We start from the raw sequence: 21185 nt of genomic DNA on the forward strand, positions 1-21185 counted from the left end.
TCAGACCTCCAGAGCCGGCAGGATGCCGCTTGAGACTGATGCATTGAGCGCGCCTGTCGCGATGAGGTCGCCCGCCGCCTTCAGATCGTTCGCCATGTAGCGATCGAGCTCCAGCGTCGGTACCACGCTGCGGATGGTGGCGATCGCCTTCTGCAGTTCGGGACCGGTTGTGAGTGGCGCACGAAATTCCACGCCCTGTGCTGCGGTCAATGCCTCGATGCCGATAATGCTGAAGAGGTTGTCGGTCATCTGGAGCAGACGACGCGCGCCATGGCAGGCCATCGAAACGTGATCTTCCTGGTTGGCGGATGTCGGCGTCGAATCGACGGAGGCCGGGTGTGACATCTGCTTGTTCTCAGACATCAGCGCTGCCGACGTTACCTCGGCGATCATCAGGCCTGAGTTGAGGCCCGGCTTCTTTGCCAGGAAGGCCGGCAGTCCATAGGAAAGCGCGGGATCGACCAGCAAGGCGATGCGCCGCTGCGCGATCGCGCCGATTTCGCAGATGGCGAGGGCGATCTGGTCGGCTGAAAAGGCAACCGGCTCGGCATGGAAATTGCCGCCCGAGACAACCGAGTTGTCCGAAAGCACCAGCGGGTTGTCAGTGACGGCATTTGCCTCGATCTCCAGTGTGCGCGCGACCGAGCGCAGAACATCCAGGCAGGCACCATCGACTTGCGGCTGGCAACGAATGCAGTAGGGATCCTGCACACGCTCGTCGCCCTCAATATGGCTCTGGCGGATGGCGGAGCTTTCGAGGAGCGCGCGAAGTGCCGCGGCCGTGTCGATCTGGCCCTTGTGGCCGCGTAGCGTGTGAATATCGGGATGGAAAGGCGCGGACGAGCCCATCGCCGCATCGGTCGACATGGCACCGGTAATCAGTGCTGCCTGAGCTGCGCGGTGAGCCCGGAAGAGACCGGCAAGCGCCAATGCCGTCGAGGTCTGCGTGCCGTTGATGAGCGCAAGGCCTTCCTTGGCCGCCAGCACAACGGGCTTCAAGCCAGCCTTCGCAAGGGCGGCCGCGCCTGACAGGCGTTCACCCGCAAGGAAGGCTTCGGCTTCGCCCATCATCACGGCGGCCAGGTGGGCCAGCGGCGCAAGGTCGCCCGAAGCGCCCACGGAACCCTTTTCCGGGATGACCGGGATGACGCCTTTTTCGAGCATGCCTTCGATCAGCCGCACCAGTTCGAGCCGGACGCCGGAGGCGCCGCGACCGAGCGAAACGAGCTTCAAGGCCATGATCAGGCGAACGATGTTTTCGGGCAATGGCGCGCCGACGCCGCAGCAGTGGGACAGGATAAGATTACGCTGGAGCGTCGCCACGTCAGCACTGTCGATCTTGATCGAAGCAAGTTTGCCGAAGCCGGTATTGATGCCATAGACCGGTGCATTGCCGGCCGCGATCTCTGCAATGCGGGCAGCGGCCTTGGCTATACCGGCATCAAAAGATGCGTCGAGCCTCGCCGGTTCACCGGTCCAGTAGATCGTCTCCAGATCCCTGAGCGAGACGGAGCCTGGATGAAGGGTAATGGTCAACGGTCGATCCTTTCGCCCTTGAAAACATGTGCATGAAGCGGGTTGAAGCCGATGCGGTAAACGAGCTCCGCGAGGCTTTCGACGTCCCAGATCGCAAAGTCCGCGGACTTGCCGGTCTCGAGCGTTCCTGTCTCGCCCAGAAGCCCAAGGGCGCGTGCACCCTCACGGGTCGCCCCCGCAATGCATTCTTCGACAGTCAGGCCGAAGAGCGTGGCTGACATATTCATCGTCAGAAGCAGCGAGGTGAGCGGCGAGGTGCCGGGATTGCAGTCGGTCGCAATGGCAATACGGGTGCCGGCGTCGCGCAGCGCCTGAACGGGCGGCTTCTGCTTTTCGTTGATGGCGTAGAAAGCGCCAGGCAAGAGAACGGCGACCGTACCGGCCGCAGCCATGGCGGCAGCACCCTCGGCATCGAGATATTCGAGGTGGTCGGCAGAGAGCGCACCATGGGAGGCGGCGAGCTTGGCGCCGCCAAGATTGGACAATTGTTCGGCATGCAACTTGACTGGCAGACCGAGTGCCTCTGCCTTGTCGAAGACCCGGGCGATCTCGGCGGTGGAAAAGGCGATGCCCTCGCAGAACCCGTCGACTGCATCGACCAAGCCCTCGGCATGGGCGTATTCGAGGCCTGGGAGGACGACCTCGGCAATGTAGTCGCTGTTGCGCCCCCTGTACTCGATCGGCGTTGCATGAGCGCCGAGATAGGACGTGACGACGCGCACCGGGCGAAGGCGCTCAAGCTGGCGGGCAGCGCGCAACATCTTCAGCTCGCCATCGACGTTCAGCCCATAGCCGGACTTGACTTCGATCGTCGTCAGCCCCTCGCGGATCAGCGTATCCAAGCGGGGAAGCGCCGCCTTGACGAGGCCTTCGACCGAGAGCGCATTTGTTGCCTTGACGGACGAGACGATGCCGCCGCCGGCGCGCGCAATCTCTTCATAGGTCGCACCTTCGAGGCGCATCTCGAACTCGCGGGCGCGATTGCCGCCAAAGACGATGTGGGTGTGGCAGTCGACGAGGCCCGGTGTAATCCAGCGGCCTTCGAGATCCGTGATCTCGGCGCGCTCGATCGCGGCAACCGGCAGTTCGGCCTCGGAGCCGACGTAGCTTATTCGCCCACCCTCGGTGACGAGGGCGCCTTTTTCGACGATGCCGAGGCCCTGCTTTTGCGGGTCGAGTGTTGCCAAGCGCACATTCCGCCACAGATGCGGACGGACGTCGCCGGATGACTCATGGCTTGAAAATTTGTTCCCATTCATCAGCTTTGCGCCTTTCCTTATGCGGAAACATGTATATACATAATAAACCGATGACAAGTGAAATTTTGTGCGCTTCCATGGAAAAGAAAGATGCGCGGCGCCAAAGAGGAGAAAAAGCGTTATGGCTCAGACGGTGGCGACCAGACTTCATGCGAGCGCGGCACTTCTGCCGCAGGGATGGCGCAAGGACGTGCGCGTGACGATCGAGGACGGCCTGATTGCGACCATCGAGGCCAACGTCGCTCCGACGCCAGCCGATGATCGTCACGGCACGCTTGTGCCCGCGATGGGCAATCTCCACAGCCACGCTTTCCAGCGCGCCATGGCCGGCCTTGCCGAAGTGCGGGGACCAGCCAATGACAGCTTCTGGAGCTGGCGCACGGTCATGTACAAGTTCGCATTGTCGATGACGCCCGAACATGTCGAAGCCGTTGCCGCCCAGCTCTACATGGAGATGCTGGAGGCCGGCTTTTCCCGGGTCGGCGAATTCCACTATCTGCACCACGACAAGAACGGCACACCCTACGCCAACATTGCCGAGCTGGCCGAGCGCATCGGGGCGGCGGCAAATGTCAGCGGTATCGCCCTGACGCTGCTTCCCGTATTCTATGCCCATTCTGGCTTCGGTGGCGCCGCACCGATCGAGGGTCAACGGCGCTTCATCAATTCGCTGGACAGTTTTGCCGCCCTGATGGACGGCTGCCGCAAGGTGACGATGAGGCTTCAAGGTGCCGAGCTCGGCCTTGCCCCACATAGCCTGCGCGCCGCCACACCCGAGGAACTGGCCACGGTCGTCCCGCTTGCCGGCAACGGCCCGATCCACATCCACATTGCCGAGCAGGTCAAGGAAGTCGAGGATTGCATTGCCTGGTCGGGCGCCCGGCCCGTCGAATGGCTGCTTGCCAACCAACCCGTCGATGATCGCTGGTGCCTGATCCACGCGACGCACATGAGCGACGAGGAAACCCGTGGCATGGCCCGTAGCGGCGCGATCGCCGGCCTTTGCCCGATTACCGAGGCCAACCTCGGCGATGGCACCTTCGAGGCACCGCTCTTCATCGAGGAAGGCGGACGTCTCGGCGTCGGCTCCGATTCCAACGTGGCGATCTCGCTTTCCGGCGAACTGCGCCAGCTTGAATACTCAGAGCGTCTGGCGTTGAGGGCCCGCAATGTGGTGGCTGCACCCGGCGGCTCAACGGCGCGCAGCCTGTTCGATCATGCAATAACCGGCGGCGGCGCCGCCCTGAAGGCCCCTGGGGGAATTGCCGTCGGTCATCACGCCGATCTCATCTCGCTCGACACGACGGCCGTGCCCTACCTTTCAGGCGACCAGTTGCTCGATCATTGGATTTTTGCCGGCGGTGTCGCGGTCGATAGTGTCTGGGCGCTCGGCCGCAAGCAGGTGGAAGGCGGCCGCCACGTAGCGCGCGAGGCAATCAATCGCCGGTTCCTGAAGGCGATGGGCGAGCTTCTTTCAGCATAGGGCTTTCCAGGTCCCGACATTCACATTAGAGCGGGAGGTATAACCGGAGCGTGACGATGAACCAAAGCAAGGACATCACCTTGCATCAGCGGATCGTGAGTGACATCGAAGGCCGCATCGTCTCGGGCGAATGGCCACCGGGTCACCGCATCCCGTTCGAAGTGGATCTCACCAAGCAATATGACTGTTCGCGCATGACCGTGAACAAGGCGCTGACCCAGCTCGCCAAGGCGGGCCTCATCGAGCGTCGGAAAAAGTCCGGCAGCTTCGTCACACAGCCGCAGGCACAATCGGCCGTCCTCGAGATCCACGACATCGGCGCCGAGGTCAAGTCATTGAATCTCACCTATGCCTTCACGGTCTCAAAGCGCGTGCAACGCAAGGCCAGGGCCGAGGACATCGGACGCCTGGACGTCATGCCGGGCTCTTCCGTTGTCGACGTGGCCTGCATTCATCACGCGGGCGGACGGCCATTCTGCCTCGAGGAAAGGCTAATCAGTCTGTCGACCGTACCCGAGGCAGCCGACGCCGATTTTTCCGAGATGGCACCCGGCGCCTGGCTGATCAATCAGATCCCATGGAGTAGCGCCGAGCACCGCATCCATGCCGTATCGGCCGGCGCGGACGAGGCTGTCGCCCTGGACATCCCGCGCAACACGGCCTGTCTGGTCGTCGAACGCCGCACCTGGAGCAATGTCGGGCCAGTCACTCACGTGCGCTTCACCTATCCCGGCGACCGGCACGCACTGGTAGCGCGCTTCACCCCGGCGTCGCAATAGCGAACGGGCTTGTCAGACGGCGCTGTCAGACGGCCTTGTCAGCAAGACACCTGGTTCCTCGAAGCGCAAGTCTCCTACCCGAGTTTCGTGGCTCGCCAGTGAACGCAACCGAACGTGACGCAAAACATCTCAAACTGCAGAAGGTTGATGTCTCGCACGCCGCAGCAAGCTCGCCATCGCCGGCAAGACTGCCGCAATGCATATTGGCGTCAGCACTTTTGCCTCTCCCGTCATCGGGTCGGGGCCGGCCATGCGGCTTTCCGGAACGGTCAAGCCGCCGGTTGAGGCGCGTTCAGTTCAGCCTCTCGTCGACGGTTGGTGACGGCGCAAAAATCCTGAAGCTCTGATCGATCCAGGTGAGTTCGTCCCGAACGTCCTGCACGCCGGCGACATTCTCCGCCGCCACTCTTACGGCCGCCCGCACCCGTTCGTCGGGAACCGTCCCTCTCAACACGACAATGCCGGCATTGACGCTGACGCGGATCTGTCCACATCGAGCCCATTTTCTGGTCTGCAATTCCGCCTCGACGTTCGATAGGATCGTCCTGTCATCAATCGGAAAGACCGAGACCGATCGCGATTGTCGAAGCGGCTTGAGGAAGTCCTTCCTGGCAATGATGCCGACGAGGCTGTCCCCCACGACCACCGGCAGCCGCTTTACACTTGTCTGCTCCATCAATTCTGCCGCCTCTGTCAGCGTCGCATAAGGAGAGACGGTCACAAGCGGACGCGACATGACTTCACCAACGCGCCGTTCGCGCAAGGCCACATATTCGTCGGCAAGGCAGTCCTGACCCGTCAAGAGTTGCAGCCACCATGAACCGCGCGTCTCGGTCTGCGCCTCCGTCCTCCGCACCAGGTCGCTTTGGCTCAGCATGCCCACCAGGCCGCCCCGCGCATCAAACACCGGAAGGCCACTAATGCGATGGTAGAGCATCAGTTCTGCAGCATCGATCACGGTCGCCCGCTCAGTGATCGTGATGACGCCTTCAGTCATGATTTGACTTACGCGCATTTCAGGCACCTCCAGGGCGCAAACGGGATCCGCTTCTAGGAATGCCTACACGCCGTCCCGCGTGACGTCCGAGAACCCGAACATCGACAACTGGACTCCATAAGGAAAAAGAATGGTGTTAACGAGCAGGAGCGCCTTGTCGCTTCTGCTGCCAGACAGCGAATAGTAGATCGTCTGCGCTTCACGACGCTGCTTGACCAGCTGATGCCGTCGAAGGATGTTCAGGTGCTGCGACAGGGCAGACCGGCCCAGACCGATGCGGAACGCGAGTTCCCTGACGCAGATTTCTCCCTCGGCGAGTGTTCTCAACACGGCCAGGCGATGGGCATTCGCGAGCGCCGAGAAATATGCAGCGAGTTCGCCGTCGTCGCCGAGCATCGCATTTCCTCCGGTATGAACGGAGCGAATAGTAGCGACCTCCCGGATCCCTTCATTGAGCCAGCGCAAATTGCTGGGGAAAGACGGCTCGTCTCCTAGCGAAGAGCACTCGCCGTCAAAACGATGGAGAAGATCATCAAGGCTGCTGAACCGCAACGCCTGGCGATCAAGGGCATGTGATCGCTTTCGCCGATCACCAGCCTGCCGGCGGTAAGCCAAATCAGGGAAGTCGAGAGTGCCACGGCGACGAACGCCATCATCGTGCTGAGCGCAAGTCCATCCTGCGCGGAGGGAATGATCGTCAATCCGATTATTATTGCCTTCGGATTGAGCAATGTCGTCACGAACACGTGCCGGGGACCCGCAAATTCCGTCGAGGCGACGGTACTGCGCCCCCAAAGCTTGAATGCAAGATAGATCACCCAGACGGCGGAGATGGCCTTCACGACTTGCAGCGCGAGAGGGTGAGCATGCAGGAAAGGACCAGCGACGCTTGAAACGGGAATTATGATCGCAAGGTAAGCGAAGACAACAGCGGCGAGCACCTCAAGCAAGCCAATGCGAGATAGGCCGTGCGACGCCATGACGAGCAATGCGTTGGTCGGTCCCGGCAGTATCAGAAGTGTGAAAGCACCAAGTGCAAAGCTGAGGTCATTCATGGTCCGTATCCTGTGAAACTCGCTGCTCGCACGATGCGACGTCGGCCACATTGACATTGATCATTTTGGGAGAACTTGTCGCCACACGACGTGTTATGCTGGGACATGGATGGAGGTACCGCGATGCCTCACTTGATCTGGTTTCTGCTTACCCGCCTTTCGGCCGGATTCGCAATCGGATCCGTGGCTGGATTGGCTATCTGGAGGGTCGGCTCCTGGGGCGCAGGTATTGAAGTGCCCGACTATTATGTCGCCCAGGGCATGTTTGTCTATCTGTTCGGCAGCACGATCGCTGCCGGTTACCTGGCGACGGCGCTGTGGCTTGATGAACCTTGAACGCCGAAAGTCCGGCGCAAATGCGCAAAGCCGAAGGCATGAGCGCCGAGCGGCGCTAGTATTGACGACCAGGGCGATCCTGCCGCTCAGACCAACCCGAGCCGAGAACGACTGCCTTTCTGCTTCCAGGAGCCCCACTGGTCTTGCCAGGTCCACAGCGGCTCCGGAACCGGTTCTGCTTTTCTGCGGTTGCGAACGTCGGTCGCTGTGACAAGGAGCGTCTCGCAGTCGTCCTGGCGATCGCCGATGAAGGCGAGCGCCATCTCACAGAAACTATCAAGATGTTGAAGGAGACGTTCCTCCGTGGCGCGGGGAGGGGTGTCGACATTGAGGAGCGCACGTCGCGTGACAACGATCGTCCGTGAACGACCGGCTGCCTGCAAAACGATGCGTCCGGATCTCTCCTTTCCGTCCAGCCACGCAGCGACTACCGTATACCGCAAACTTGCTCCCTCCTTGCCGCGCACCATAGCGCCGCTGACGCCGATCCCTTGCCGAAGTTCTGCGAAGATGAGCGATGCGCTCTCCCAAAACCTTGATCTGCGTCAAACCGTGACATCATACCTGCCGGGCCCAAATACGTTCGTGAAGCCGGCTCGAACTCGCACTCGATGAACGCGAACTGGAATGAAGGCTATTCACCGGAGCGTTCCCTGCAAAGCCGGTCCTGCAGGTCACCCGGATCTTTCGAGAACCACCCGCGGGTGTGGAAAAGGTACGCCTCCAGGACGGCCCGCTGCTCGCCGCCAGACGCTCCCCAAAGGCTGACGAACTCCAGAGCGTCGATATGTCTCTGCCAGCTCCGTTCGGAATTCACGACAAGGCCTCCTGCACCTCAACATGCTTGGTTGATGGAGCGAGTATGTCGTTTCGATTGAAGGCGAAGGCTCTCAGGAGCTGCGATCCCAACCGCGCCTGCTGGGCCAGGTCGTCGAAGATCAACGCCGCCTCCTCAACCTCCCCGATCTCTGTTGCCGGTCCGAACTGGTCGAGTTCCTTCAGAAGTTCCATAAGGGTCGACACTTTGTCCCGTTGTCGCATGGCAGACAGAAAGAGCTCCTGGACGACTGCAGCGCGTTGTTTCGGCACCAGGCTGACCAGGACCTGGCCCACAACCGTGGAGCAGCCGCAATCGACCGCCGGATTTTTCGCAAAAGCCTTGATCTGGCGAACCGCTGCAAGAATATGATTATCGGCGAGACTGCCGCTTCGCGATTGCTTCCCTGTCATCTGCTCGCTCCTTCTGTGTTCCTTTGTCTTGCGATCCATTCCGCACCGGCGCGCCCGTGATGAAATCCGTTCGACAACGGGACGTCGGGATAGATGCTTCGTATTCTTGAGCCCGTCTCCGCCGGCTCGAGGTGACCGTCGAGCATCTTGCGATAGAGCGCGGACACGGCAACCATGTCGCAATCCTGCGGCGAGAGGCGCAGTGAGCTGACGCCCAGTGCGTCCCACTCCTCCGGCCCTTCCAGGAGCGCCTGGCAGGAGTGGGAGACCGTCTGTACGCCGTTCAATGCGAGAAACGGCTGGTTTGAAAGCGTGCCTACGGAAAGGCCGTCGGGATCTTCCTGGCAAACGAACTGACAATTGTCCTTGGTCTTTCCCTTGGATCGGGCATGCGCGCAGCGCGCCGAGATGGCGAGGGGTAAGCGGCCGAACGCGAAGAGCTCGAAATCGCCTCCGGGGCAGGATCGCGTGATCTCGGCGACCGACGCTGCCGGCAGCTCCGGGGGCAGGCAGATGCTGGCCGCGCCATTTCGTGCGAGAAGCTTGGCCGATGGTCCATTATAGACATTGACGAAGGGTCCGACGGTGTGACGCCGGCCCTTCAGCATCTGAAGGGCGGAAAGATCGTTGGCTTCGACCAGGTGACCTTCATCGGCTGCAACTGATCTCTGATATTTCGATTCACGATCGAGGGTTACAAGGGCGAGCGTGGAGAGACGGACTTCCTTTCCCGCCGCCTCCAGGCGTTCAACGACAGCCACGAACTCGGGTTCCATGAAATGCAACCGCTTGGAACAGACGGTCTCGCCAAGCACCACGACGTCGACAGGCGACTGGTCGGCGATTGCGAAATAGAAGTCGCGCCAGCGCTCTGTCGGCCAAAGATAGAGGAGCGGCCCCAAGGTAAGCTTCAAGGGAGATTTCATCGACTACCTCCAGCGCTTCTCATAGGCGCCCTTTGTCGTCTGTTGTCCCTCGCTGAGTTTGCGAAGGCGTGACATGAGGACCGGGCGGTCCGCAGGCGCCGCCTTCAGCGTGGCGCGAAGCGTGGAAACGACCTCCGAGATGTAGGCCTTGCCGCGTTGACGGCCTTCGACCTTCAATGCCTTGACGCCGGCCGCCCGAAGTTCGTCGAGCTGGTCCATGACGTCCAGCGACACCGGATCCTCGAAAGCGTAGGTCGCGCTTTGTCCCACTGCGAAGCGACCCTTGCACAGCGTCGGATAGCCAGCGGGTTCTTCTTCGGAAAACCGGTTTATGGTGAAGCCACCCAGTTCAGACACCAGGTCGCCGCCGGCCTGCCGGTAGCGTACGTGGCTGGCTGGCGAGCATACGCCGTTCATATTTGGCGACTTGCCGGTCGCGTAGGAGGACAGCGAGCAGCGCCCCTCTGCCATGACGCACAATCCGCCAAAGACGAAAACCTCCAATTCGCAGTCTACGCTTCGTGCAATGCGGGCGATGTCCTGGATGGTGAGGGTACGCGGCAGCACGATGCGGGCAGCACCGAAACAGTCGACCAGATATGAAAGGGCCTCGGGATTGGAGGCAGACGCCTGAACGGAGATGTGGAGGCGCTGTGCCGGGTGATGTTCCGCGACATGCGCCATCAATCCGAAGTCTGCAACAATGAGGGCGTCGGCGCCCGCTTCCGACGCTTCCCTTGCCCTGCGGTACCAGAGATCTTCCTTGCCGGCGGTCATGAAAGTGTTGAGAGCGACAAACGTCTTCACCTTTCGCGCGCGTGCGTAGCCGATTGCATCACGAAGCTCGGCGACATCAAAGTTCAAACCCGGGAAGTTGCGCGCGTTTGTCTCGTCGCGAAAGCCGCAGTAGACGGCATCAGCCCCCGCATCGACGGCCTCGCGAAACGATGCAGGGGTTCCTGCAGGGCAGATCAGTTCCATTGGACACCATGCGCCTTCAGCGCTTGCCGACGGACCGAACCGAGGGCTCCGGTGATGGAACGGGTCATCGGGCCCGACAATCTCCCGACGGCGTCAACGAGGTCTATTTCATTGTCATCAAGGGCGTTTCGAAGTGCCAGCACCGCCTCCATGTCACCGGTGACAGTGAGCTTTCTGGCGAAGAATATGGCGTCGCCGTCAATCCTGCCCTCGGCAAGGGCCAGCATCAGGACCAGCGGTCCGCAGATGGTGGTGTCAGCGGCCATGTGGGTACCGCGACGAAAGGCTTGGACAGTGCGATCTTTTGGGCAAATCAGGAATGAAAACGGGAAGTCCGACGGCACGAATGCAAAGCGGGACTGGCTGTACTCACCGAGCCGGTCGAAGAGCTTCGGATGAATTGAAAGAACCTCCTTGAGCAGGAAGTCGGCGATGCGCCCGACGATCGGCAATGGAATGATGCGGGCGGTCGCCATCAGGCGAGATGGGGCGAGCATTACGGCCTCTCAGATTGAACAAGCCATCCTAGTTTTTCTTGGCGAGGCTCTGTTTGATCTGAGACAAAGACAAGGACGGTTTCCTCGTCGATTTCAGCGTCATGCGTAATGAAGAACCAAAAGCCAAACGGCATGGCGACCTGCAGTCCTTCCTTTTCGATCTGCAGCAGCGACGGCTGCTGCTTGTCGTGGAGGAGCCCGTGTCGCTCGTGCATGAACTGACCGCCCTGCACCAGAAAGTGCTTTCCGAGGGTGGCCCCGCCCTCCTCATCAAAAAACCCGTACACGCCGACGGACGGTTCTCCCCGATACCCGTCGCTGTAAATCTGTTCGGTACAAGGCAGCGGATCGAGCTCGGCTTTGGCGTCGGCGAAGCGGGATTGACGGGTCTCGCGAATGACCTGGCCGAGCTTCAGCGGCCGACACCACCCGTGTCGCTCGCCGATGCATGGAGCAAGCTGCCAATGCTCAAGGCGGTGGGCAGCATGCGACCTCGCTTGCGCAGGGCGGCTGCCTCGCAGGAGGTCGTCTACAAGGGACCGCAGATCGATCTCGGGCAGTTTCCGGTACAATGGTGCTGGCCAGGCGAGCCGGCGCCTCTCGTGACCTGGCCGCTGGTGATTACATGCAATCCCGACGACCCCAGGGACGTGAACGTGGGCATATACCGGATGCAGGTCCGCGACCGCTCGTCGCTGATCGTTCGGTGGCTGGCCCATCGTGGTGGCGCGAAGCATTTCCGGCTGTGGCAGCGTAAGGGCCTCGATATGCCGATCGCCGTTGTGATCGGGGCCGATCCGGCGACGCTTCTCGCCGGCGTCATTCCACTTCCCGAAGGCATGAGCGAACTGAACTTCGCCGGCCTTCTGCGCGGATCGAGAACCGAGGTCTCGAGCGCGCTCACCGTCCCGCTTGCGGTCCCTTCAAATGCCGAAATAATTCTCGAAGGCTACGTTTCCGCTGAGGAAACGGCGCCAGAGGGACCCTATGGAGATCATACCGGGTACTACAACTGCGTGGAACCGTTTCCAGTCGTCAGGTTGAGTGCGATAACCACGCGGCGCTCGCCGGTGTATCTCTCGACGTATACCGGGCGCCCGCCAGACGAACCATCACGGCTGGGCGAGGCGATGACCGAGCTTTTCATCCCGATCGTGAAGCGCCAGTTTCCGGAGATCAGGGATCTGTGGCTTCCGCCGGAAGCTTGCTCCTACCGGGCAGTCGTCGTTTCGATCGACAAGCGCTATCCGGGTCAGGCACGCCGCATCATGATGGGGCTRTGGTCGATGCTCCCGCAGTTCAACTATACGAAGCTCATCATCGTCGTCGATCCGGATATCAGCGTCAGGAAGTGGGAGGAGATCATGTGGGCGGTCGCAACCCGGTTCGATGCCTCGCGGGACCTGGTGGTGCTGGAAAACACGCCAATCGACTACCTCGACTTCGCGTCTCCGAAGTCCGGGCTCGGCGCCAAGTTGGGCTTGGACGCCACTAACAAGATCGGTGCTGAGACCGAAAGGGAATGGGGTCGAGTGCTGGAGATGCCCGAAAACCTTGAGGAAAAGGCCGCGCGAATATGGGAAAGGCTGCGACGTGATGCGGGTATCTGAACACAAGGATGTCGTGCTTGCAGTGACAGGAGCGTCAGGCGCAGCGCTTGGCGTCGCCGCGCTCGATTTGCTGGTCTCGCTGAATGTGAGGGTGCATCTCGTTGTTTCCGACAGTGGCTGCCGGACACTCGCTCACGAAGTTGGGGCTGAAGCCCACGGGCGCATGCTGCTCAAGGCACACAGGGCATATGACAACAACGACATTGGATCGGCTATCGCGAGTGGTTCGTTTCCGGCCACCGGCATGATTGTTGCACCCTGCTCCATGAAGACGCTGGCAGCGATCTCCACGGGGTTGTCTCAAAACCTGATTTCTCGGGCGGCGGATGTTCAACTGAAGGAAAGGCGCAGGCTGGTCCTGCTCACCCGCGAGACGCCGTTGCACCTCGGACACCTTCGCAACATGGTCACCGTCACGGAAATGGGAGCGATCGTCATGCCGCCCGTGCCGGCATTCTACAATCGGCCCGAGTCCATCCAGGACGTGGTAGACCACCTCGCTCGTCGGGCAGTCGATCTGCTTGGACTTCCTGTCCCGCATCAATCGCGCGCCTGGCTTGGCGAGGCGTTATTCGATCAGCCGAATATTGCAAAAGGGTCGGCGCCGAAAAGCAGGGCATGACCGCCGCCAAACAAGAGCCAGCCAACAAGGATACCGGTCAGGAGAATGGAGGCGACCAAGGGCACGTCGAAGGCGGGTCGCCTTCCAGCCAGAAACGCCCGGAAAGGCAGGATCGAGGTCGGCGCAGCCAGGCTCTCCCACCGTGATCCAAGCCGCCGCTTTGCCCGCTTCTCGATCATCGGTATGGCGCCGATGGCAAAGAGCGCGAAACCGCCGAACAACAGAATGGACCGCAGATCGCCATTGGCGATGATGTGTCCCACTGCCCAGATCGCGAACCCGAGGAGTACCGGATGGCGGGTGATGCCAACCACGGCGCCAGGTCTCTCCGATGACCGGACGGTGATCGAAAGGGGATTGGGACTAATAAGTCCTGCAATCACCAGGAAGCCGCCCAGGGGGGCCAGGACAAACGTGATCGCCGCATGCCAGGGCTGCAGGTCCCACAAAGGCACGTAGTCAAGTTTTAGCGCAGCGGCAAACAACCATGCCAGGGCCAGCAGCGAGGCCGCTGAATAGGCGACGAAGTAGGTCCGCCTGCCAATCCGACTGATGATGCCTGCTCGAACCGCTGGTGTAGCAGGGATCGAATGAAGCGCCAGAAACACCACAAACGCGGCTAGAAATTCGGTCACGCTCGCCTCCTTTTTCTTGTCGATGGCACGATCTGCACGAACGGGCGTTGAGGAATGTCAAATCAGCCTTGCGAAGTCCTCATCTTTGCGCCAGCGCAAAGAGTGGGGCAATTGCGCTGATAAAGGTGAGCCGTTCAGTCACCTTTTACGGATCACACACAATGCTTCGAGCTACCTGCCTTTGCCTCCCGCCTGTTCTTCTCGCCGCCATGCCTTTTGCTGTGCGCGCCGCGGAATATCCGATCGGAGCGCCGCAGCTCGCGAGTGGGATGGAAGTGGCAGCCGTCTATCTTCAGCCGGTCGAAATGGATCCTCCGGGAATGATGCTTGCAACGGCCGAATCCGACGTTCATCTGGAAGCGGACATACACGCCACGGCCGAGAACGCGAATGGCTTTGCCGAGGGCGACTGGGTGCCGGGTCTTCATGTCGAATACAGGGTGAAGAACCTGGACAACGGCGCCGAACAGGGGGGTGCCCTTGAGGCGATGGTCGCAAGCGACGGGCCGCACTACGGCGACAACGTCAAGCTCTCAGGGCCGGGCCGCTATGCGCTTGAACTCACCGTGCACCCCGGCGGTCACGGCATGATGTCGTTCGGCCGGCATGTCGACAAGGAGACCGGAGTGGCCGCGTGGCCTGAAGCATTTACCCTGAAATATGAATTCGTGTTTGCCGGCGTCGGAAAGAAGGGCGGCTACTGATGTGGCTGCGAACACTCGTTTCGGGGCTCTCGGTCTGCCTCGCGGTCACGCCCGCCGTTGCGCAGGGCGACGATCCGGTCATCCAGATTCACTTCAGCAATGGGATGATCTCGCCGTCCGTCATCGAGGTGCCAGCCAACACGCGTTTCAAGCTTGAGCTTCACAACGACGGCTCGACGCCGGTCGAATTCGAAAGCATTCCGCTGCGCAAGGAAAAGGTGCTCGCTCCGGGCGCCTCAAGCTTTCTCGTGTTTCGCTCGTTGGATGTCGGAACCTATGCCTTCTTCGACGACTTTCACCTCGACATGCCACCGGCGAGCATGGTCGCCAAATGAGCGCGAATCTTTATCTGCAGTCCTTCGAGATCGCATCCGTGGTCTGGCGGGAAACATTTGAAGCCTTGCTCGTCGTCGGAATCCTTTTGACTTGGTCGTTGCGGGAGGGGCCTTCCGCTCAAAGAACAGCCGTCGGATGGATTGCCGCGGGGGTTGCCTCTGGCATCCTGTTCGCCGCCGCCCTGGCGCTGATCATGAGCCGGGCCTCCGCACTGCTCGACGGGGATGCCGAGGAAATACTCCAGATGATCATGGCGTCGCTGGCCTCAGTCCTCATGCTGAGAATGGTGTTCTGGATGCGCCGGATGGAACAGGGCGATACCGGGGGACTGCGCAATGAGGCGCTCGGGCATGTACGGGCTGGCAACTGGCTGGGTCTGGCTTCCCTGGCGGCGCTTGCCGTAGCCCGGGAAGGAGCCGAAACAGTCATTTTTCTCTATGGAATGCTCTCTGGGTCCGAAGGGTGGCAGACCGGCATTGTCGTCGTGTCGGGAGCAGTTGGTCTGGTGCTGGCCGCGGGAACGTTCTGGGCGTTTAGGGCCGGTGCGGCGATGGCATCCAAGAAGGTGTTGTCGCGGATCAGTCAGGCGCTCCTCATCATCCTCGGCAGCGGCCTGGCAATGACCGTCATCGACAAGTCGATTTCCCTTGGGATCCTGACGCCCTTGACCGCACCGCTATGGGACTTGAGCTGGCTTCTCGACGATGGCAGGGGGGGCGGCGCCTTCCTCGCCGGGCTCGCAGGCTATCGGGCCCGTCCAGAACTTCTTCCTCTTCTGGGCATCGGCGCCTACTGGCTCACCGCCTCTCTGGCTTACATGCCGCCGCTAAGCGCGAAGGCTCCTGCATGACCTCCATCCAGATTGGCGCGCAGGCGCTTCTTGGCGGCTTTGGCGATCTTCTCCTGCGGTGGCAGGTGTTCATCCGGCGCCTTCAATGGGGGATCGTGGCAGGCTATGCGGCGCTTCTGGCCGTGCCCGTCGTCCTGCCTCTTCCTGCGAGGACCGATTTCATATGGACGAACCTGACGCGCTTTGCTCAATTTGTGTTCTGGGGCCTCTGGTGGCCGTTTGTGATCCTCGCAACGGCGCTCGTCGGCAGGTTCTGGTGCGGGATACTCTGCCCGGAAGGCGCGCTTTCGGAGTTTGCCAGTGAACGGGGCGCGGGGAGGGCGATTCCTGGCTGGATGAAGTGGTCGGGTTGGCCGGTCCTGTCGTTCATTTCCACCACAGTGTACGGTCAGCTTACGAGCATTTATCAGTATCCCAAGCCGGCCGCACTTCTGCTCGGTGGCTCGACATTCGCAGCAATCGCCGTTGGCGCTCGATATGGCAAGGCCAAGAGAGTGTGGTGCCGGTTCCTGTGTCCTGTCAGCGGCATATTCGGCATCGTGTCGAAGATAGCGCCCCTCCATTTCAGGGTGGATCCCGCGAGCTGGCGCCACGCGCCAGGCGGCCGACCCGACGCCGTGAACTGTGCGCCCCTGGTCCCCATCAAGACCATGCAGGGCGCTGCCGCCTGTCACATGTGCGGCCGTTGTTCCGGACATAGGGGCGCGATCCGGCTGGCGTGGCGAAAGCCGGCGATCGACATCGTGCGAGGATCCGGCCGGATGGCGACCGGATGGGAGACTGCGATGTTGCTCCCGGTCATGCTTGGTCTCGTCCCGGCAGCGCTCACCTGGTCGGGCAGCGACTGGTTTCTGGCCATACGCCAGTGGCTGGTGGAAGTCTGCCTCGACGCACAGCTGATGTGGCCGCTTTCGTTACGGCTGCCATGGTGGCTGTTGACCAACTATCCTGCAGCCGGCGATATCATGACGGTCGTCGATGCGGTGTCCCTGCTTGCGCTTCTCGCATTGTCAGCTGCCTTGGCGACCCTCGCTTTTGGGTTCCCTCTGGCAGCGAGCGCCTGGATCCTTCGCGATCGCGTCCGCCCGATGCATCACCTCGCACAATCCCTTATTCCCCTTGCTTCCGCTTCGTTGTTCACGGGCCTACTGTCGCTCACGATATCGCAGCTGCGGATGGACGGGATCATGTTGCCCATCGCCGACGATCTAAGAAGCGCTCTGGTTCTGGCGGCCGCCGTCTGGTCTGTCGCACTTTGCCATCAGATCACTGGTCTGTACGACCGGTGTTTCGGCCGGCGGCTCCTGGCGACGTGCCTCTTGGCGCTTCCGACGTTGACCTTTGCAGTCGGCTGGGCGGCGTTCAGCTAGCGACGCTCCAGGGTTGCTGGTCTGTTGACAAGGACACCTCTTGTGGGAAGAGGGCATCATTCAGCCGTCGGCGAGGCAAACCAATCAGATGCGGTGACCATCGATTGCGACCGATCAAAGCTCTCCATCGCAAAACACTATCGAGATGGAAAACCGCTGGAGCGGAGGGATTTCTGAGTGCCCGGAAGGTTTGGAAAAATCGCCGGCCGCGCACAAGGCATCAGCCTGTCTCAGGAACGCTGCAGACGACCGAAGACCAGCCGGCAAAGCTTGTCCGTGTCGACCTTGCCGGTGCGCGCATCAAGGTCGGGCTTGTGTTCGGCTCCGGCTGCACGGGGAGCTCTGCGCTTCTTGATCTCTACGACGAGCGGCTTCTGCTGTGGTCTCATGGTTCTTTTCATTTCTTTTCCGTTGAACCCGCTTGAGCGAGCAATTGATTCAGTGCCTGCACGAAGCCTAGCGAAGCGGGCAAGAGCGCACTTTGACCTCCATCAACGTTATCGGGAAACGGAAGGCGAATATCGACGCATGCGCCCCTGGCGAAGACATCCCGCATGCCGCAGCGCTTCAAAGGTGTAAGGGGGAGCTACCTGGAATTGGCGGGTTCAAGGAGGTCAGCGAGCGTATGTCTGGCCAGATGACCTTTATAGGCGAGGGCAGCTCCTTGCTCTATCGTCCGCCATCCTTGGAGAGTGTCCAGCGCATCCGACCTGGCCTCGCAGGAAACGAGCGCTGCGGCAACCTCCGCAAGGCAGATCGTCTCTGGCGACCGCGCAAGGAAAAGGCCTCCTCTCTTGCCGCGCCGGCTCGCCAAAAAACCGCGACGAACCAGAAGGTTCGCTGCCTTCGCAAGGTGTGGGTGTGACGCCCCGAAAGCCTCGGCGGTCTCGGCGATCGTAACCCGGAAGGGATGGCGCCCAGCGGCCAAAAGAAGCAGCCGTATGCCGTTGTCCAACATCACGGCCATGGCGGTCTACTCGCGTTCGCCGTCGGCCAGTTTCAGAAGGCGCTGCGGATCGGTGACGGTGAGTTTCTGCCGCCCGCCCTCGACGATACCCTTTGATTCCCACGCGCTGAGGATGCGTGAGACCGTGTGAAGCGTCGTTCCGGTCATCTCCGCGATATCCTGCCGCGATATCGGGAAGTCGATCCGGATGCCAACACCGTCGGCCTTTCCCGCCTGCTTGGACAGGCGCAGCACGGCGTGCGCGACGCGCTTTTCAACTTCCTCCGTCGACATCTCGCGAATTCTGACGTGGGCCTCTTCAAGCCGCTGGCCGATGGTCTGCATCGCGGTCATCGCCAGGCGTGGGTTCTGTTCGACGAAGCGTCCCCACATGTCCGTCGGCCATCCAAGGATCAAGCTCTCGGCCGCGGCACGGGCCGTGCCTGGGTAGTCGGTCCTGCGAAACGCCATGGCGAAACCGAACAAGTCGCCGGGGTGTACCATCCGGACAATGATCTGCTGGCCGTCCTGCGTCACCTGCGTCACCTTGAGCCGCCCATGCAGCAGCAGGAAGAACGACTTCGCCTGTGCCCCTTGCTCGAAAACGGTATCTCCTTGGGCGATGCGACGCGGCACAGCATGCTCGAGCATCGTGTCGAGGTCGGTGTCCGTCATCCGCTCGAAGAGCGGCAGGGACTTCACTACTGCGCGATCAACCTTCATTTTCGTTCTGCTCCGTCTGGGCGCTGATATGGGGGCCAAGAGCGTCCGTTGCGGCCCTGCGGGCGAACGCCACCACGCTCTGGAAAAACGTGGGACGGCGGACGAGCCGGAAACCGAGATTGTCGGGCGGCGCTCCGACTGCGCAGCCACCGCCCTTGGGATTTCGAACGAAGCTGCTCATCGGCGACCTGTGCTTACCAGAAGCTATTATAATGCCGCAGCCTGCCGGATCCAGTGTCTCCGTCTCTGCTGCCTTGTCTAGATCGACGCGCCTGTTGCACGTGGAGGTCCATTCCCAGATATTGCCCGCGAAGTCGACAAGGCCGGTCGTGCTGATGCCGAACGAACCTCTCGGCTGCGGCTTGGGGTTGGTCGACGCCGCGCGGCGGGCCTCGCGCTCGTAATCGGCAAGCCAACGTGTCGCCGGGTTCGTGTCGTCGGCGTCGATGCCGAGCGCATCGTCAGGAAAGCGGTCGGCTGCGGCGTATGCAAGTTCAAAGTCGCTCGGCAGGCGCCAGTTCTCGCCTGTCCGCTGCGATAACCATGCCGCGTACTGCACTGCATCGTCGTAGCTCACCCCTGTGACCGGCAGGTCAGGCCCGGCCTGGCCTTCATATTCGGCCGGTGCACACGCGCCGTCCAGCACGCAGCGCTGATATTCTGCGCGGCTCGTCTGAAACTTCATGACGTCGAGCGGGAGGCGGACCTTCGCGTCGTGCTTTGGCGCGTCGACGGCAAGCCCCTTGCGAAAGTATTCGGTCGCCTCGCGATACTCGAAAGAATGAGGCTGTATGGTGACCACTTCCGGAGCGGTAACTTCACCGTCGTGTTGACCGGACGAAGCAAAACCCGCCTTCACGGCAACCGCTCCGGAGAGCGCGGCCAGAAGAGCGAGTGGAATAGCGATCGAAATGCCTGAAACCGATCCAGTCTCAGCGTGCCTGTTCATGGTCTTTTCGCGAGTAGCGCCTCCTTATAAAAAACGGTGCGCGGACCACCCCCGTCCGCGCACCTCCCCCGCCAATGGTCAACTTGCTTGCGGGCTCTTGACCGACGTCATGAGATCGTCGTTCCAGTCCCCCGTGACCTTGAAGTGGGCCGCCGCACCAAGCTCGAACGCCTCGATCAGGTTGTGGTTCACGTAGGCGTAGATGCCAGGCTGAGCGAAGGTGTAAATCGCAGCGCCTGCGGTACCGCCCGGAATGAACCAGGTCTCCTGGTCGATATCGGGCACGTTGGCGAACTTGCCGGTTGCCCAGACGTATTCGCCATGGCCACCGATGAGATGCGGACGCGTGTCGCGGTTGGCCTGCGAATGAATGATCAGGACCGTTTCGCCGACCTTGGCGGTCATCGCATTGTCGCCAGTCAGTGCACCGACCGCGCCGTTGAAGACGATATGGGTCGGCGTAAGGGTCTTCATCACCGCAACGGTGTCCTCGTAGGCCTCGCCGGGGCTTTCGTATTTCTTGAATTTCCCGGTTTCATCCCGAGGGATGTAGAAGTCCTGTTCGCCAACATAATAGACCTTGTCATAGACGAGCGGCTTTCCGTGACCGTCTGTCAGGCCTTCACGCGGCAGCACCATGATTGCCCCGTTCATCCCCGATGTCACGTGCCAAGGCACCATTCCGGGAGGAGCGCAGTGGTAGACGAAGACGCCTGCCTTCGTGGCTTTGAAGCGCAGGACGGTGCTTTCACCGGGGTTCACGACGGTCAGAGCGCCACCCCCAAGGCCGCCGGTCGCGGCGTGGAAGTCGATGTTATGCTGCATCGTGTTGGTTTCGGGATTGACGAGCGTCAGCTCGACATAGTCATCCTGGTGGACAACCATCAGCGGGCCGGGGACCGAGCCGTTGAACGTCATGGCGTTCACTTCCGTGCCGTCCTTGTCCAGCACCATCTTCTTTTCTTCGATGGTAAGCGTGAATTCCTTGATCTTTGGGCCACCCTTGGCCTTCTGATCGTGAGCGTGCACAAACGGCGGCTTTACGAGTTCGACCTTTTCACGAGCCAGCTTCGACAGGTCGACCTTCTTGGCACCCTTGAGTTCCGCGGGGGCGGCATGATCGTCGGCATGGGCAGCGGTGCTCGCGACGATGATGGGTGTAAGCGCCCCTGCGACAGCGGCGCCGGTCAGCATGGTGCGCCGGGTCATTTGCATTGTGTTTGTCATTTCCCAACTCCTGTGGTCGAAGAGCGAGCGAACCCCGCCCTGTCGAGAAGGAGAGTAGAGAAAAGGCGGTCAAACTCTTTGACTTGGCGCAAATTTGCTATTTGTGGCAGCGCAAAGTTGTACTGTCCCTATTT

Annotated in this window: 26 protein-coding genes; 9 read left to right on the forward strand and 17 right to left on the reverse strand. The window is 61.1% G+C overall.

From position 1 onward, the window contains the following. Positions 1–1536, reverse strand: coding sequence for a histidine ammonia-lyase (gene hutH, locus AC1DE4_RS17505; protein WP_477882262.1), 1536 nt, complete (start codon positions 1534–1536; stop codon positions 1–3). Next, positions 1533–2795: an imidazolonepropionase gene (gene hutI / locus AC1DE4_RS17510; RefSeq protein WP_477882264.1), complete on the reverse strand. Its 1263-nt coding sequence runs from the start codon at positions 2793–2795 to the stop codon at positions 1533–1535. The genes hutH and hutI overlap by 4 nt, the downstream gene beginning before the upstream one ends. A 121-nt stretch (positions 2796–2916) precedes the next feature. Here hutI and AC1DE4_RS17515 point away from each other — a divergent pair, with 121 nt between their 5' ends. Both AC1DE4_RS17515 and hutC read left to right on the forward strand, forming a co-directional pair. After that, positions 2917–4278 carry a formimidoylglutamate deiminase gene (locus AC1DE4_RS17515; protein WP_477882266.1) on the forward strand — a complete coding sequence of 454 codons (1362 nt, stop codon included), beginning with the start codon at positions 2917–2919 and terminating at the stop codon, positions 4276–4278. A gap of 56 nt (positions 4279–4334) precedes the next feature. Further along, positions 4335–5057: a histidine utilization repressor gene (gene hutC, locus AC1DE4_RS17520; RefSeq protein WP_477882268.1), complete on the forward strand. Its 723-nt coding sequence runs from the start codon at positions 4335–4337 to the stop codon at positions 5055–5057. A 292-nt stretch (positions 5058–5349) separates the two neighbouring features. Here the strand turns inward: hutC and AC1DE4_RS17525 are convergent, their stop codons facing one another. The 3 genes from AC1DE4_RS17525 to AC1DE4_RS17535 form a co-directional block, all read right to left on the reverse strand. Next, on the reverse strand, positions 5350–6072 hold the full coding sequence (locus AC1DE4_RS17525) for a CBS domain-containing protein (RefSeq protein ID WP_477882270.1): 723 nt from the start codon (positions 6070–6072) through the stop codon (positions 5350–5352). Positions 6073–6117: 45 nt separating this feature from the next. After that, the gene (locus tag AC1DE4_RS17530) at positions 6118–6450 is read right to left on the reverse strand and encodes an ArsR/SmtB family transcription factor (protein ID WP_025660797.1); all 333 of its coding nucleotides are present in this window, start codon (positions 6448–6450) and stop codon (positions 6118–6120) included. Between the two features lie 95 nt (positions 6451–6545). Then, a complete protein-coding gene (locus tag AC1DE4_RS17535; RefSeq protein WP_477882273.1) occupies positions 6546–7109 on the reverse strand; it encodes a threonine transporter RhtB in 564 nt (187 codons plus the stop codon). 123 nt (positions 7110–7232) lie between these two features. Between AC1DE4_RS17535 and AC1DE4_RS17540 the strand changes: the two genes are divergently transcribed. Then, positions 7233–7445 carry a hypothetical protein gene (locus tag AC1DE4_RS17540; RefSeq protein ID WP_018856187.1) on the forward strand — a complete coding sequence of 71 codons (213 nt, stop codon included), beginning with the start codon at positions 7233–7235 and terminating at the stop codon, positions 7443–7445. An 86-nt stretch (positions 7446–7531) separates the two neighbouring features. Here the strand turns inward: AC1DE4_RS17540 and AC1DE4_RS17545 are convergent, their stop codons facing one another. The 6 genes from AC1DE4_RS17545 to ubiT all read right to left on the reverse strand — a co-directional run bounded on the left by AC1DE4_RS17545 (position 7532) and on the right by ubiT (position 11079). Further along, entirely contained in the window at positions 7532–7888 is a 357-nt protein-coding gene (locus tag AC1DE4_RS17545; protein WP_477882275.1) for a hypothetical protein, read from the reverse strand. 191 nt (positions 7889–8079) lie between these two features. Further along, complete coding sequence (locus tag AC1DE4_RS17550) at positions 8080–8262, reverse strand: hypothetical protein (RefSeq protein ID WP_477882277.1); 183 nt, start codon at positions 8260–8262, stop codon at positions 8080–8082. Further along, positions 8259–8675, reverse strand: coding sequence for a hypothetical protein (locus AC1DE4_RS17555; protein ID WP_477882279.1), 417 nt, complete (start codon positions 8673–8675; stop codon positions 8259–8261). The genes AC1DE4_RS17550 and AC1DE4_RS17555 overlap by 4 nt, the downstream gene beginning before the upstream one ends. Then, the gene (gene ubiV, locus AC1DE4_RS17560) at positions 8672–9601 is read right to left on the reverse strand and encodes a ubiquinone anaerobic biosynthesis protein UbiV (protein ID WP_477882281.1); all 930 of its coding nucleotides are present in this window, start codon (positions 9599–9601) and stop codon (positions 8672–8674) included. The genes AC1DE4_RS17555 and ubiV overlap by 4 nt, the downstream gene beginning before the upstream one ends. Before the next feature lie 3 nt (positions 9602–9604). Then, positions 9605–10582: a ubiquinone anaerobic biosynthesis protein UbiU gene (gene ubiU, locus AC1DE4_RS17565; RefSeq protein ID WP_477882283.1), complete on the reverse strand. Its 978-nt coding sequence runs from the start codon at positions 10580–10582 to the stop codon at positions 9605–9607. Beyond that, positions 10573–11079, reverse strand: coding sequence for a ubiquinone anaerobic biosynthesis accessory factor UbiT (gene ubiT / locus AC1DE4_RS17570; protein ID WP_169680324.1), 507 nt, complete (start codon positions 11077–11079; stop codon positions 10573–10575). The genes ubiU and ubiT overlap by 10 nt, the downstream gene beginning before the upstream one ends. Before the next feature lie 101 nt (positions 11080–11180). Here ubiT and AC1DE4_RS17575 point away from each other — a divergent pair, with 101 nt between their 5' ends. Both AC1DE4_RS17575 and AC1DE4_RS17580 read left to right on the forward strand, forming a co-directional pair. After that, a complete protein-coding gene (locus AC1DE4_RS17575; protein WP_477882285.1) occupies positions 11181–12689 on the forward strand; it encodes a UbiD family decarboxylase in 1509 nt (502 codons plus the stop codon). Next, positions 12676–13311 (forward strand): UbiX family flavin prenyltransferase, encoded by a 636-nt coding sequence (locus AC1DE4_RS17580; RefSeq protein WP_477882287.1) that lies wholly within the window; start codon positions 12676–12678, stop codon positions 13309–13311. The genes AC1DE4_RS17575 and AC1DE4_RS17580 overlap by 14 nt, the downstream gene beginning before the upstream one ends. On the opposite strand, the gene AC1DE4_RS17585 is transcribed toward AC1DE4_RS17580, so the two are convergent. After that, positions 13266–13946, reverse strand: coding sequence for an NnrU family protein (locus AC1DE4_RS17585; protein WP_477882289.1), 681 nt, complete (start codon positions 13944–13946; stop codon positions 13266–13268). The two genes, AC1DE4_RS17580 and AC1DE4_RS17585, sit on opposite strands and share 46 nt — an antisense overlap. Before the next feature lie 161 nt (positions 13947–14107). On the opposite strand from AC1DE4_RS17585, the gene AC1DE4_RS17590 reads away from it, so the two are divergent. The 4 genes from AC1DE4_RS17590 to AC1DE4_RS17605 are packed head-to-tail and all read left to right on the forward strand — an operon-like array spanning position 14108 to position 17206. Then, entirely contained in the window at positions 14108–14650 is a 543-nt protein-coding gene (locus AC1DE4_RS17590; protein ID WP_477882291.1) for an iron transporter, read from the forward strand. Further along, on the forward strand, positions 14650–14985 hold the full coding sequence (locus AC1DE4_RS17595; RefSeq protein ID WP_025660786.1) for a cupredoxin domain-containing protein: 336 nt from the start codon (positions 14650–14652) through the stop codon (positions 14983–14985). The genes AC1DE4_RS17590 and AC1DE4_RS17595 overlap by 1 nt, the downstream gene beginning before the upstream one ends. Next, the gene (locus tag AC1DE4_RS17600) at positions 14982–15836 is read left to right on the forward strand and encodes an FTR1 family iron permease (RefSeq protein WP_477882293.1); all 855 of its coding nucleotides are present in this window, start codon (positions 14982–14984) and stop codon (positions 15834–15836) included. The genes AC1DE4_RS17595 and AC1DE4_RS17600 overlap by 4 nt, the downstream gene beginning before the upstream one ends. Beyond that, positions 15833–17206, forward strand: coding sequence for a 4Fe-4S binding protein (locus AC1DE4_RS17605; RefSeq protein WP_477882295.1), 1374 nt, complete (start codon positions 15833–15835; stop codon positions 17204–17206). Before AC1DE4_RS17600 ends, AC1DE4_RS17605 begins: the two co-directional genes overlap by 4 nt. A 230-nt stretch (positions 17207–17436) precedes the next feature. Here the strand turns inward: AC1DE4_RS17605 and AC1DE4_RS17610 are convergent, their stop codons facing one another. The 5 genes from AC1DE4_RS17610 to nirK form a co-directional block, all read right to left on the reverse strand. Further along, the gene (locus AC1DE4_RS17610; protein WP_477882297.1) at positions 17437–17607 is read right to left on the reverse strand and encodes a hypothetical protein; all 171 of its coding nucleotides are present in this window, start codon (positions 17605–17607) and stop codon (positions 17437–17439) included. A 185-nt stretch (positions 17608–17792) separates the two neighbouring features. Then, a complete protein-coding gene (locus tag AC1DE4_RS17615) occupies positions 17793–18173 on the reverse strand; it encodes an Rrf2 family transcriptional regulator (RefSeq protein WP_169680317.1) in 381 nt (126 codons plus the stop codon). A gap of 6 nt (positions 18174–18179) precedes the next feature. Next, the gene (locus tag AC1DE4_RS17620) at positions 18180–18875 is read right to left on the reverse strand and encodes a Crp/Fnr family transcriptional regulator (protein ID WP_025660781.1); all 696 of its coding nucleotides are present in this window, start codon (positions 18873–18875) and stop codon (positions 18180–18182) included. Next, the gene (locus tag AC1DE4_RS17625; protein WP_477882300.1) at positions 18865–19824 is read right to left on the reverse strand and encodes an SUMF1/EgtB/PvdO family nonheme iron enzyme; all 960 of its coding nucleotides are present in this window, start codon (positions 19822–19824) and stop codon (positions 18865–18867) included. The genes AC1DE4_RS17620 and AC1DE4_RS17625 overlap by 11 nt, the downstream gene beginning before the upstream one ends. Positions 19825–19902: 78 nt before the next feature. Further along, positions 19903–21051 carry a copper-containing nitrite reductase gene (gene nirK / locus AC1DE4_RS17630; protein WP_062368251.1) on the reverse strand — a complete coding sequence of 383 codons (1149 nt, stop codon included), beginning with the start codon at positions 21049–21051 and terminating at the stop codon, positions 19903–19905. Between the last annotated feature and the right edge of the window lie 134 nt (positions 21052–21185).

The sequence above is a fragment of the Rhizobium sp. 10N414 genome, assembly GCF_056394785.1.